This window comes from Actinomyces lilanjuaniae, assembly GCF_003606385.1.
Classification (GTDB): Bacteria; Actinomycetota; Actinomycetes; order Actinomycetales; family Actinomycetaceae; genus Actinomyces; species Actinomyces lilanjuaniae.
On the sequence record NZ_CP032514.1, the window covers coordinates 417,944 to 430,343 of the forward strand.

Below are 12,400 nucleotides of genomic sequence, written 5' to 3' on the forward strand. Positions count from 1 at the left end.
CTTGCCGTGGACCCGTCTCCTGCCGTGCCCCGGCCCTGCCCGCAGGAGCTGGTTCCAGGTTCTCATGCCCGGCTTACCGTATTCGCCGCCCGGTATTCGCGGCCCGGTATTCGCGGCCCGCCGTCGTTGTCTGACGGGACGTGGCCTGCTGGGCTGCGCCCCTCCTTCTCCTCAGCTGAGGCCTGCTCCTTCTCGGGAGCAGGCCGTAGTGCGACAGGGGCGAGGGCCACTACCGTGCTGCATGGTCCTTTGCTGCGTCCCCTCCGGGGGGCGCGGCTTGCACCAGCAGCCTCAGCAGGGCGGCGGCCCCTTGCTTGTCCAGAGGCTCGTTGTTGTTGCCGCACTTGGGGGACTGGACGCAGCTGGGGCAGCCGTTGGTGCACCCGCACTGCTCGATGACGCCCAGGGTCGCGGCCAGCCACTGCCGTCCGGCTCGATACCCGCGCTCGGCGAACCCGGCCCCTCCGGCGTGGCCGTCGTGGACGAAGACGGTGGGCTGCGCCGTCTGGGGGTGCAGCGCCGTGGACAGCCCGCCGATGTCCCAGCGGTCACAGGTCGCCACCAGAGGCAGGATCCCGATGGCAGCGTGCTCGGCGGCGTGCAGCGCCCCGGGCAGCACGTCGTCTCCCAGCCCCGCGCTCTCGCAGAGCTCTCGGGGCAGCGTCCACCAGGTGGCGGCGGTGGGCAGCACGCGCTCGGGCATGTCCAGCGGGTGCTGGGAGACCACCTCCATGCCGGGTAGCGCCAGCCTGCTGTAGCCGGTCACCTGGCTGGTGACCTCCACCGAGCCGAAGGACCAGGCGACGGCGGGCGCCTCCGACTCCTTGCGTCCACCCGGCAGCCCGTCCTCCGGCTGCCCGCCATCCTGCGGCACCACCCACTCCTGGCGCTCACGCTCGGCCAGGATGCGCACGCTGGTGCGCGAGCGGGCCCGGGTACGGTAGCCGACCGCCGCCTGCTGGCGTACGAAGGCCGCCTCCTCGGTGAGCTCCTCCACCACGTACACCGTCCCCTGGTGCACGTAGACGGCCCCCTCGTGCACGGTGGAGTCCGCCGCCGCGCCGTCCACGGTGCCGACGACCGTCCCCGTGCCCGTCTCCACCACGGGGACGGCTGGCGGGCCGTCCCCGCGCAGGGAGGTGAGGTCCTGCGGCCGTCCGGGCAGGGTCACGTTCCAGAACCACCCGGTGGGGCGCCGCCGCAGGGCGCCGCGCTCCTCCAGCTCGACCAGCAGGGATTCGTCAGCCAGGCCGAACAGGGCCAGGTCCCCCTGCCTCAGTGGGGACTCCGAGGCCGCCGCGCACAGGTGCGGGGCCAGCACGTAGGGGTTGGCCGGGTCGAAGACGGTGGCCTCCGGGGAGGCGAAGACCGCCTCAGGGTGGTGGACCAGGTAGGCGTCCAGGGGGTTGTCGGAGGCGATGAGGACAGCCAGGCCGCGCCCGCCGGCCCGCCCGGCCCGGCCCGCCTGCTGGCTCAGCGACGTGCGGGTACCCGGCCACCCGGCGATGACCACCGCGTCCAGGTCGGTGACGTCGATCCCCAGCTCCAGGGCGCTGGTGGTGGCCAGGGCGCGCAGACGCCCGCGGCGCAGGTCCGTCTCCAGGGCGCGGCGCTCCTCCGGCAGGTAGCCGCCACGGTAGGCGGCCACTGTTCCCGCCAGCTCAGGCAGGGACAGCCCCAGAGTGTGGCGGGTGCGCTCGGCCACGATCTCCGCGCTGCGGCGGGAGCGGACAAAGACCAGCACCCGGGCACCCACGCTGAGCAGGTCCACTGTCAGCTCGGAGGCCTCCACCAGCGCCGAGCGCCGGGCTGCCGGGTCCTCGGGATCGGTAAGGGCCGCCGGGTCGCTGAGGCCAGCCGGGCCGCCGGGGCCGGAAAGACCGGAGAGGTCAGTGAGGCCAGCCGGGCTGCCTGGATCGGCTGGGGCAGCCACCACCCACGGGTCACGCAGGGCAGGCTGCCACAGGGCCAGGCTGCGCTGCCCTGCCGGGGCGCCGTCCTTGCTGACCGTGACGACCTCGCTCGGCTCCGTCCCGATGAGCCGGGCGGCGGTCAGGGCGGGCTCGGCGGCGGTCGCCGAGGCGCACAGGACCACCGGTTGGGGGCCGTCGGGCCGCAGCCGACGTACCAGGCGCAGGAGCCGCCGCAGCACCAGCGCCACGTGCGCCCCCAGCACGCCCCGGTAGGCATGGCACTCGTCGACGACGACGTAGCGCAGGCCCCGTAGCAGGCGGGTCCAGCGCTCGTGGCCGGGTAGGAGGGAGAAGTGGAGGAAGTCCGGGTTAGTCAGCACGACGTCGGCGTGGGCGCGTACCCAGTCCCGCTCGGCCATCGGCGTGTCCCCGTCGCAGGTGCCGGTGCGCACCGTGCGCAGCCCGACGGCGGGACCGGTGCTCCCGGCACCACAGGGTCGGCTGTGCTCGTGGTCGGGCTCGCGGCTGTGCTTGGGGAGGGGTTCCTGGCGGCGCTTGTGGCAGCACTCCTGACGGTGCTCCGCCTGGACGGCCTCCAGCGCGGCGACCAGGCGCTCCAGGCCCGCAGCCTGGTCGGCAGCCAGGGCCTTGGTGGGGGCCAGGTACATGACGGCGGGCCGCTGCCGCAGGGCAGAGACCCTCTCCCGACCCTTCTCCCGGACGTTCTCACGGCCTCCCCCACGCGGTTGGCTGCCGTCCGGGGCCGGGTGCTCCGCCTGTGCCGTCAGGACGTCGCTGAGGGCGGGCAGCCAGGCGGCCAGGGACTTGCCGGAGCCGGTGCCCGTGGCCAGGACCGTGTGGTGCCCGGCGTGCAGCGCCTCAGCGGCCTCCACCTGGTGGGTCCAGGGGCGGGTGATGCCGGTGCGGTGGTAGGCGGCCACCAGGTCGGTGTCGGCCCAGGCGGGCCAGTCGGCCTGGCGCCCAGGGCGAGCCGGGACGTGCTCCAGGTGCACCAGGCGCCCGTCGCCCGCACCGATCGACTCCAGCAGCTCGGTGAGGTCACGCGTGGTCATGCGCCCAAGTGTGCCCTCACCGCAAGGGCTACAGGGAGGACCTGGCCCGGGGCCGCCCCACGGCGACCCCGGCGCTGAAGACGGCCAGGGCGAACAGGGTGCACACCGCGCACTGGCCCACCATCGTCGTGATGGTGTCGCTGTTGAGCGAGGGCGCGGTAGACGCCGTCTGAATCACCTGGTCCACCCAGTAGCTGGGCGTGATCCTGGTCAGTGGCGCCAGCGCGTCAGGCATGTACTCCAGCGGCATCCACGCCCCCGACAGGAACGTGAGCACCATACCGAGGATGTTCGCCACGGCGTTGGCCACGTTGCGGCCCGCCCCCAGCTGGCCCAGGAGGAACCCGACCGCAACGGAGAAGAGCATGTAGGAGAACAGCGCCAGGCCCACCAGTCCCAGGGGCAGCGCCGAGTCTGCCGCGTCCGCGCCGGTGAAGGCCACCGTGCCCAGGCCGAGGACCCACAGCCACCCCACGGTGCCAACCATGAGGCAGGTCGCCATGACGCCAAGGCTGCGCACGACCCCGCTGGTCGGGGCGGAGGCCAGGCGCGAGCGCACCGGCCGGCGGCTCAGCGCCAGCATGAGCGTGGAGACGGACACCAGGCCGAAGGCGAACAGCGGGTAGAGGGAGAACTCGGCGAAGACCCTGAAGCGTTCCGGCAGGGACGGGGAGGCCACGCTGATCACCTCGGCCCGTACGGACTGGTCCACTGCCTCGCGCGCCAGCGTGACCGCCTCCTGGGCGGTGGCCCCCGACAGCGACAGGTGGTCGTAGACCTGGTCCAGGAAGGCGCTGGAGCGCACGTCCACGCGCGAGCCCGTTGCGGACTGGTAGCTGACCACGGTGTCCAGCACCGGGGGGTCCTGTCCCTCCTGGGCTGCGGCGACGAGCTCCTCTCCGTATCCCTCGGGGATGATGAGGACGTACTGGACCCGGTCCTGGGCGGCGGCGTCCTGGAGCGCCCTCCTGGTGTCCTCTAGGGAGACGGTGTCCCCCTGGGACTCCACGTAGCTGGTGAGCCCCTGGGAGATGGTGGAGCCGTCCCGGTCGATGACGGCGACGGCGGGATCCTCCTCGACGACCTGACCGTCCTCCTGCGAGCTGGAGGCGACTGCGGCAGTGAGCAGGCCCAGCATGCTCAGCAGGACCAGGTAGACCAGGACGTACAGTCGGTGCGCGGCGACGATACGCAGTGACGTCCTAAAGATGCTCATGGCTCAGCCTCCTCATGCGCACCAGCGCGACGGCCAGGAACAGGAGGGTCATACCCCCCATAACGGCACAGCAGCGGGCGAAGGGCTCAAGGCTGTCGTAGTAGAGCAGCGCAAAGAAGCTGTGCGCAATCTGCCACAGGGGGTTGGCCTGGGCAAGCAGGGGGGCAGACTGCTCCACGGTGTCGGCCAGCTGCTGCGCGCCGGGACCGTACAGCCCGGTGAGCAGCGACAGCAGGGCCACGATACCGGAGACGATCCCCAGGCTCATGCTACGCACCGTGCCCAGGGCGGCCCCGGCGGCGCAGGTCATGAGGCTGGCCACGGCGATGGCCACGTGGCACAGCCAGATGCTCGGCCCGAAGCTGATGTCGGCTACCGCCCGGATGACGTAGAAGGCGATAAGCAGGCAGGCGACGATGCACACCCACGAGCCGGCCAGCGTCCCCAGCACCACCCTCCACCGGGCGCTCCCCGCCAGGCTGCGGCGGGCACCCAGCGGTGAGGACGTTGCCACGACCCCCTGGGCGGCGATGACGGAGACAGCCGCCCCCGTGCCGCAGGCGAAGGCGAGCAGGGCGTAGTAGAAGCGCACCTGCGGGTCCGCGGGCTCCTGGGTGACCTGGACCTCCTGGGTGTGGGTCCGCGACACCTGGGTGGCCGCCATCTGCTCGGGGCCGAGCCCCTGGGCGGTGAGCGCGGCGTACTCGGCCCTGGTGCTCAGGTAGGACTCCAGGACAGCCCGCAGCACGGGGACTGTCGCCTCGTCGCTGCTGGCGGGAGAGACGTGGAGGACCGGCTCGCCGTCCTCCACGGCCAGGTAGCCGATCGTCTCCCCCTCTAGGGCCGCGTCCTCCGCCTCAGCGGGGGAGGACACGGGGTGGGTGTTGACCAGGTGCATCTCCCCGTCCTGGGAGGAGACGGCAGTGACCACCTCCTCCAGCCCCTCCGCGTTGCGGTAGGGCTCATCCAGGACCACCCCCAGCTCGACGGGGTCGGCCTGGTAGAGCTCGTCCATGCCGGAGAACATGCTGGAGAAGATGAGTGACAGGATGACAGGCAGCCCCAGCGTCCACAGCAGCAGCACCCTGTCGCGGACCAGGCGCAGCGCCTGGTAGGCGCCGATCGTCACGACCTCTGACACCGCTGACATCACCACACCGCCTTGAACAACGCAGACATAGCAGACACCACTGACATCACGGGCTCCTCAGGCGGCCTCGTCGCGCAGGGCACGCCCGGTCATCTCCAGGAAGACGTCGTTGAGCGTGGGCGGCTCGGAGGTGACGCGCCCGCAGGTGACCTCCTGCGCTGCCAGCACCTCCATGACGTCGGAGAGGTTGTGGGCGCCGGGGGCGCACTCGACGAGCAGCTCGGGAGCCTGCCAGGCCGCGGAGCGCACGTGGCCCAGGCGGCGCACCTGCTCGAGGGCCTCCTCCCCAGGGGCCTCGGGGGCGACTACCTCAACGCGGATGCGCTCACCGACCCCGATCATCGACTTCAGCTCGCTGGTGGTGCCGCTGGCGACCTCCTTGCCGCCGTCGACGATCATGATCCGGGTGCACAGCTGCTCCACCTCCTCCATGTAGTGGCTGGTGTAGATGATGGTCGCCCCTGCCGGTTGAGGTCCCTGATGCCGTCGAGGATGGCGTTGCGGCTCTGGGGTCCACCGCTACCGTCGGCTCGTCGAGGATGATGAGCTCAGGCCTGTGGGCGATACCGCAGGCGATGTTGAGCCTGCGCAGCAGGCCTCCGGAAAGCCTGGCGGGCCGGAATCCCGCAAAGCGACCCAGGTCGACGAAGTCAATGGCCTCCTCCACCAGGGCCCGGCGCTGCCTGCGGCCGGGGACGTAGAGGGCGCAGAAGGCGTCGATGTTCTCCCTTACCGTGAGCTCGTCGAAGACGGCGACCTCCTGGGGGACGATGCCGATGCGGCGTTTGAGGTCGTAGGAGGTGGCCCTCATCGGCTGCCCTAGGACGCTGATCTCGCCGCGGTCGCGGGTCAGGAGCTGGAGGATGCAGCTGATCGTGGTGGTCTTGCCCGAGCCGTTGGGTCCCAGCAGTCCGAAGATCTCACCGGAGGCGATCCGCAGCGTCAGGTTGTCCACCGCGACCAGGTCCCCGTAGCGCTTGACCAGGCCCTCCACCGCCACTGCGCTGCCGACACTGCCGGTGCTGGTGGTAGCGGCGGCACCGGCAGTGGTGCCGGGAGCCGAGGCCGTGCTGCTTGCCGCCCCCGGGGAGGTGCTGGAGGCCTCGTCTGGCATGTCAGGCATCTCGTCTCCTTCGAGGTCCTTGTCGGCGGGTCTCCTGCCCGTTGCGTCTGCTCCGGTCTGTGTCTGCTCGCCATGGTGGCGCAGGCCTGTCAGCCCGCACAGCTGAGCGCTGTCACGGGTCCAGGGTCGTCCCATGACATCTGTCACGGAACGGTATCGTCGGTGCTTCCCGTGTAGGCGCCTTCCGGCCCTGTGCCAGGACGGCCTGCCGAGATATGCCGGATAATCGTCCTGTGGGACCACTGGTGGACAAGAGCATCGTCCTGGGTGGCTGCACCACCCTGATGCTGGTGGTCGGCGTACCCGGTGTCGTCCGGGTCGTCTGGGTGCTGGTGGCGGTGGTGCTGAGCAGCCTGTGCGTCCTGGTGGAGGGCAGGCGCGGGGCCGTCGTCGCCCCGGCTGCCTACCTGGTGGCGGGCTGCCTGTCGCCGGAGTCCGTGCTCGGCGCGCCCCTGGCCGCCTACGACCTGGCCCGTTCCACCACCCTACGGGCAGGCGGCACCTGGCTGCTCCTGCTGTGCGGGGGGCCTGTGCTGGCGGCAGCGACAGGGGCGCGGCTGCCGCCGACGGCTGTGGTCCTGGCGGCCGTCCTGTGCGCCGTGGCGGTGCTCCTGGGTGTGCGCACCGCGCAAGGGGACCTGACCCGGGGTCACTTGTACCGTCTGCGGGACGACCTGCAGGTCAAGGTGGTCGCCCTGGAGCGCACCAACGCCCGCCTTCTGGAGGCCCAGGACCACGAGGTGCGGGCGGCCGCCCTGTCAGAGCGCACCAGGATCGCCCGCGACATCCACGACACGGTGGGGCACCTGCTGACCCGCCTCACCCTGAGGGTCAGGGCGCTCCAGGTGCTCCACCGTGACCACCCCACCCTGCCGTCGCAGCTGGAGGAGGTGGGTGCCACTCTTGAGGAGGCGCTGGGATCCGTGCGGCGCAGCGTGCACGCCCTGTCCGAGGAGGGCGAGGACCTGCCCACGGCCCTCAACCTGCTGGGGCTGCGCTGTGGCATCAAGGACGTCGCGGTCAGCTGCCTGCTGGACCAGGCCCCGCCCACCGACGTCTCCCACTGCCTGCTGGCGGTGACCCGGGAGGCGCTGACCAACGCCGTGCGCCACGGCGCAGCCGACTCCGCCCGGGTCGCCCTGGCCGAGTACCCGGCGTTCTGGCAGGTCACTATCAGCAACGATGGCGCGGTGCCGGGCCGGTCCGCCCGTCCCGATCCCGTGGGCATGGGCCTGCGCTCCATGAGGGAGCGGGTCGAGATGCTGGGGGGAGTCCTGCGTGTCACCCCCTCCCCGAGGTTCACGGTCTTCGCCACCATCCCGAAGGGGGACGCATGAGGGTGCTCATTGTTGACGACGACGCCATCGTCGCCAGCTCCTTGGCCACGATCCTGTCGGCGGAAGACGATATCGAGGTCGTCGGCCAGGGCGGCAGCGGCCCGCAGGCCGTGGCCGGGTACGCCCGCCACCAGCCCGACATCCTGCTCATGGACATCCGCATGCCCGGCGGTGACGGGCTGAGCGCGGCGGAGCAGGTCCTGGAGCATGACAGGCAGGCCCGCATCGTCTTCCTCACCACCTTCTCCGACGACGACTACATCGTGCGGGCGCTGCGGATGGGCGCGCGCGGCTACCTCATCAAGCAGGACGTGGCCCAGGTGGCCCCGGCCCTGCGCAGCGTCATGGCTGGGCTGACCGTCATGGAGGGCCAGGTCCTGGAGCGTACCGCGACCATGGGGGCGACCATGGGGGAAACCATGGAGGCGCCGACAGGCTCCCTGCGGGCGCCCCAGCCCCGGGGATACGGGGAGCGGTCAGCGGTCTTCGCCTCGCTGACCGAGCGCGAGTACGAGGTGGTCGAGGCGCTGTCCGAGGGCCTGGACAACGCCGAGGTGGCTGGGCGGCTGTTCATGAGCGAGGGCACCGTGCGCAACCACATCAGCGCGGTGCTGGCCAAGCTCGGGCTGCGCAACCGCACCCAGGTTGCGGTGCTCTACTACCGCTCCGCCGGGGCGTGACCGGTGGCTGTGGGATCCTGGGGGTCCTGCAAGCCCCCGAGCGAGGAGCGCACCTGGGCCAGGAAGCGTTGCGCGATGGGCGAGAGGACCTGTTCCCGGCGCCAGATGAGGTACATGTGTGAGGTCAGCGTGGGCTTCAGCGGGCGGAAGGTGAGGCCGCTGGACGGGCTGGTGTCTACCAGGTGGTCGAAGGCGAGCAGGTAGCCCAGCCCCGCCCGGGCGAAGACGGCGCCGTTGTAGGCCAGCTGGAAGGTCCCCTCCAGGGTGAGCTCCCCCATGCGCTCCCCGGCCCAGCCCGGGATGTCACGCTCCCAGGACTGCTCGGAGCACAGCAGCGGCAGGCCGACCAGATCCTCGACGGTGACGGCCTCCTTGGCTGCCAGGGTGCTGTCGCTGCGCATGACGACCCCCCACACGTCGATGACCGGCAGGGGAAGGCTCCTGTACCTGGTGGCGTCCGGCGGCTCGACGAGCGCGGCGAAGTCGAGCAGCCCGCGGTCAAGGCTGTCGGTGACCTGTGCGGTGCCGCCGCTGGTGACGTGATAGCGCAGGCGGGGGCAGTGCCTCCTGAGGTGGCTGATCTCCTGGGCGAGGATGCTGACCTGCCAGGACTCGGCCAGGCCCAGGTGCAGGTCACCGCCGGTGACGTCGTCCAGGCCACGGAACTCGGTCTCGATACGGTCCGCCATGCGGACGAGGTCGGTGGCGCGCTCGCGCAGGAGCCTGCCCTCCTCCGTCAGCTCGATGCTGAAGGAGTGCCGGGTGAACAGCTTGTGCCCCAGCTCGCGCTCCAGCGACCTCACCTGCTTGGACAGCGTGGGCTGCGTGACGTGGAGCGCTCCGGCGGCCCGGGTCATGTTCTCCTCGCGCGCGACCGCGAGGAAGTAGCGCAGTGTCTGGATCTCCATGATGCGGTCGGCTCCCTGTCTGCGAGGTTCGGGGGTGCGGCGTGCGGGCATGTGCGGGTGCGGTGTGTGCCGCGCGTCGGGCGCGTCGCGGCGGGCGCCGTGCGTGCGGGCGGGCGGCGTATGGGGCGCGTGCAGGGTGTGCCCACAGGAATGCCCGACGCAGATATTCTACTTAGGAATATCCAGGATGCTGAATTGCCATTAGCGTTATGTCATGCTGCTGGTGAGAATAGGTGGTGACCGGTCGGGCTGTGGGGGCCTGACCCAGGAGCGAGGAGTAAGGACCATGACCAGGACGGACAGCACACCCGGCCCCCGTGAGGACACGCTGGAGCTGACGCAGGAGTGGGACAAGGTGTTCCCTCGCTCCACCCAGGTGGACCACGCCAAGGTCACCTTCCACAACCGGTTCGGCACCACCCTGGCGGCCGACCTCTACCGGCCTCAGGGTGCCGGGGGGCCGCTGCCCGCGCTGGCCGTGTCCGGTCCCTTCGGTGCCGTCAAGGAGCAGTCCAGCGGCCTGTACGCCCAGGCCATGGCTGAGCGCGGCTTCCTGGCCGTCGCCTTCGACCCCAGCTTTACCGGCGAGTCCGGGGGCGCACCCCGCTACATGGCCTCCCCGGACATCAACATCGAGGACTTCCAGGCCGCCGTCGACTACCTGTCCGTGCGCGAGGACGTCGACCCCGAGCGCCTCGGCGTCATCGGCGTCTGCGGCTGGGGCGGTATGGCCCTGGCCGCGGCGGCCGCGGACCCGCGCATCAAGGCCACGGTGGTCTCCACCATGTACGACCTGAGCCGGGTGGCCGCCAACGGCTACTTCGACTCCTCCGACTCCGCCGAGGCCCGCAACCAGATGCGCGCCTCCGTGGCGGCGCAGCGCACCGCCGACTACCGGTCCGGCACCTATGCCATGGCTGGCGGCGTGGTGGACCCCCTTCCCGACGACGCCCCCGACTTCGCCAAGGACTACTACGCCTACTACAAGACGCCGCGGGGCTACCACCCCCGTTCGCTGAACTCCAACGACGGCTGGACGGTGATCGGCGGCTCCTCCCTGATGAACGCGACCTTGCTGGGCTACATCGAGGAGATCGAGAACGCGGTGATGATCCTCCACGGGGACGCGGCGCACTCCTACTACATGGGTAAGGACGCCTTCGCCAGGCTCCAGGGTGACAACAAGGAGATGGTGACCGTGCCGGGCGCCTCCCACACCGACCTCTACGACGGTGGCGGCAAGGAGGCCATCCCGTGGGAGAGGATCGCCGAGTTCCTCACGGCAAACCTGGGGTGAGGCCCGGGGCGACCGGGCGGCGCTGGGGCTGGGGGCGTGTCTGGGGCCGCGCGTCAGCTGGCTCTGCGCTCCCACAGGCGTACCCTCGGGTGCACAGTGCGGTCAGCAGGCCGCACTGACATGCCCGGTGACATGCCTGGCCCGCAGCACCGGCAGGTCCGGCCCGTGGTGTCGCGGGCCGCGAAGCAGAGAGGAGCCAAGCAGTGACAGACCTGTTCAGTATCCGGGGCAAGAACGCCGTCGTCGTAGGGGCCAGCTCCGGCCTGGGGGCCGACGCCGCTCGCGCCTACGCCCAGGCGGGGGCCAACGTCGCGCTCCTGGCCCGGCGTACCGACCGCCTGGAGGCCCTGAGGCCCGAGCTGGAGGCCCACGGCGTCACCGTGGTGGCCGCGGGCTGCGACGTCACCGACGAGGCCAGCTGCCAGGCGGCGGTGGAGAAGGTCCTCGCCGAGTTGGGCACCATCGACATCCTGCTCAACAACGCCGGCGTCGCCGTGTTTGGAGGGGTGGACACCCTCAGCGACGAGGACTGGGACACCTCCCTGGGGACCAACGTCAAGGGCATCGCCCACGTCTCCAAGTACGTCATCCCCCACATGAAGGAGGCTGGCTACGGGCACGTGGTCAACATCGCCTCGGTCAACGCCGTCATCGCCGACAAGACCGACGCCTTCATCCGCCACTCCTACAACGCCTCCAAGGCGGCGGTCACCGGACTGACCCGGGGCATGGCCGCCTCCTACGCCCGCTACGGCATCACCGTCAACGCCCTGGGGCCGGGCCTGTTCTCCTCGGAGATGACGCAGCACACCCTGTTCGCCTCCCAGGAGTTCCTGGCCGCCTACAACACGCTGAACCCGGCTGGGCGCCCCGGGGCCTCCGGCGAGCTCAACGGCCCGGTGCTGTTCCTGTCCTCCGACGCCTGCAGCTACGTCCAGGGGCAGTTCATCGCCGTGGACGGCGGGATGACCATCGTGTGAGGCTGGCCGCGTGAGGGTGCTCGGGTGCTCTTCTTTTCTCGGTCGCAGTCTGGTAGATGGTGTAGCTCAGCCAGGTGAGGCCGGCGATAAGGAGAAGGAGCCCGCTTAACAGGTCCGAGTACCGCTCAGACCAGGGGATTTCAGCTGGTGCGATGGACAGCCTCTGGGTGACAATGGGGTCGGCGATGACGCATGCCGCCGGGACAAGGCGAGCCAGCAGTGGCAGGGCTCCCTGCTGCTGTGAGAGCCACCCGAGTGCTCCCAGGGGCAGCACAGCACCGCTCCTGCGATGAACCACTCGATGTTGGCGAGCATCGCGCTGTGGTCGTAGGCGGAGGTGAGGATTCCCAGCGTGTAGTGGGTTCCCAGGGCGCACTGGGCGCTCAGCACCCCGGCGAGCGCCCCTGCCCGGGGAGTCGCCGTCAGGCTGCCGCAGTAGAAGGCCAGGGCTGCCCACAGGGAGCCGGAGTTGACCAGCTTGGCGCCAGTCTTCCGAAATCCTGAGTAGGTCTGCCAGCCGCCTTCTATCTCCTCCTGGAACGAGATGTTGAGGACCAAGGAGGCAGTGCCGAGAAGAACAGAGAGGAGGAGGACTTTCTTCCAGTCTGCGGATTCGGGCATGCGGAGATTCTCCAGGTCTTTGTCTGGTGACGGGAGTGCGGTTAACATAACGCCTCCATAACGGGGACGCAAGCTGGTTGGGCGGCTGTGGACACCTGAGGG

The 12,400-nt window shown here is 70.5% G+C and carries 9 protein-coding genes and 1 pseudogene; 4 read left to right on the forward strand and 6 right to left on the reverse strand.

Going from position 1 to position 12,400, the window contains the following annotated elements:
• Positions 1-229 precede the first annotated feature (229 nt).
• From D5R93_RS01815 to D5R93_RS01830, 4 genes and pseudogenes are all read right to left on the reverse strand, one after another.
• Positions 230-2,986 (reverse strand): DEAD/DEAH box helicase, encoded by a 2,757-nt coding sequence (locus D5R93_RS01815; RefSeq protein WP_120203452.1) that lies wholly within the window; start codon positions 2,984-2,986, stop codon positions 230-232.
• Positions 2,987-3,014: 28 nt separating this feature from the next.
• Complete coding sequence (locus tag D5R93_RS01820; RefSeq protein ID WP_120203455.1) at positions 3,015-4,202, reverse strand: ABC transporter permease; 1,188 nt, start codon at positions 4,200-4,202, stop codon at positions 3,015-3,017.
• Positions 4,189-5,352, reverse strand: coding sequence for an ABC transporter permease (locus tag D5R93_RS01825; RefSeq protein WP_120203457.1), 1,164 nt, complete (start codon positions 5,350-5,352; stop codon positions 4,189-4,191). The genes D5R93_RS01820 and D5R93_RS01825 overlap by 14 nt, the downstream gene beginning before the upstream one ends.
• Before the next feature lie 57 nt (positions 5,353-5,409).
• Positions 5,410-6,466 (reverse strand): annotated as a pseudogene (locus tag D5R93_RS01830) (ABC transporter ATP-binding protein).
• 242 nt (positions 6,467-6,708) lie between these two features.
• On the opposite strand from D5R93_RS01830, the gene D5R93_RS01835 reads away from it, so the two are divergent.
• Both D5R93_RS01835 and D5R93_RS01840 read left to right on the forward strand, forming a co-directional pair.
• Positions 6,709-7,812, forward strand: a complete 1,104-nt coding sequence (locus D5R93_RS01835; RefSeq protein ID WP_243106882.1) for a sensor histidine kinase — start codon at positions 6,709-6,711, stop codon at positions 7,810-7,812.
• Positions 7,809-8,492 carry a response regulator gene (locus tag D5R93_RS01840; RefSeq protein WP_119836302.1) on the forward strand — a complete coding sequence of 228 codons (684 nt, stop codon included), beginning with the start codon at positions 7,809-7,811 and terminating at the stop codon, positions 8,490-8,492. Before D5R93_RS01835 ends, D5R93_RS01840 begins: the two co-directional genes overlap by 4 nt.
• Here the strand turns inward: D5R93_RS01840 and D5R93_RS01845 are convergent.
• Entirely contained in the window at positions 8,471-9,400 is a 930-nt protein-coding gene (locus D5R93_RS01845; protein WP_120203462.1) for a LysR family transcriptional regulator, read from the reverse strand. The genes D5R93_RS01840 and D5R93_RS01845 overlap by 22 nt on opposite strands.
• A 286-nt stretch (positions 9,401-9,686) precedes the next feature.
• Here D5R93_RS01845 and D5R93_RS01850 point away from each other — a divergent pair, with 286 nt between their 5' ends.
• Together D5R93_RS01850 and D5R93_RS01855 are read left to right on the forward strand one after the other, a co-directional pair.
• Positions 9,687-10,697: an alpha/beta hydrolase gene (locus D5R93_RS01850; RefSeq protein WP_120203465.1), complete on the forward strand. Its 1,011-nt coding sequence runs from the start codon at positions 9,687-9,689 to the stop codon at positions 10,695-10,697.
• Positions 10,698-10,900: 203 nt separating this feature from the next.
• A complete protein-coding gene (locus D5R93_RS01855) occupies positions 10,901-11,677 on the forward strand; it encodes an SDR family NAD(P)-dependent oxidoreductase (protein ID WP_119836305.1) in 777 nt (258 codons plus the stop codon).
• A 105-nt stretch (positions 11,678-11,782) separates the two neighbouring features.
• On the opposite strand, the gene D5R93_RS01860 is transcribed toward D5R93_RS01855, so the two are convergent.
• The gene (locus D5R93_RS01860) at positions 11,783-12,298 is read right to left on the reverse strand and encodes a hypothetical protein (protein ID WP_120203468.1); all 516 of its coding nucleotides are present in this window, start codon (positions 12,296-12,298) and stop codon (positions 11,783-11,785) included.
• Positions 12,299-12,400 lie beyond the last annotated feature (102 nt).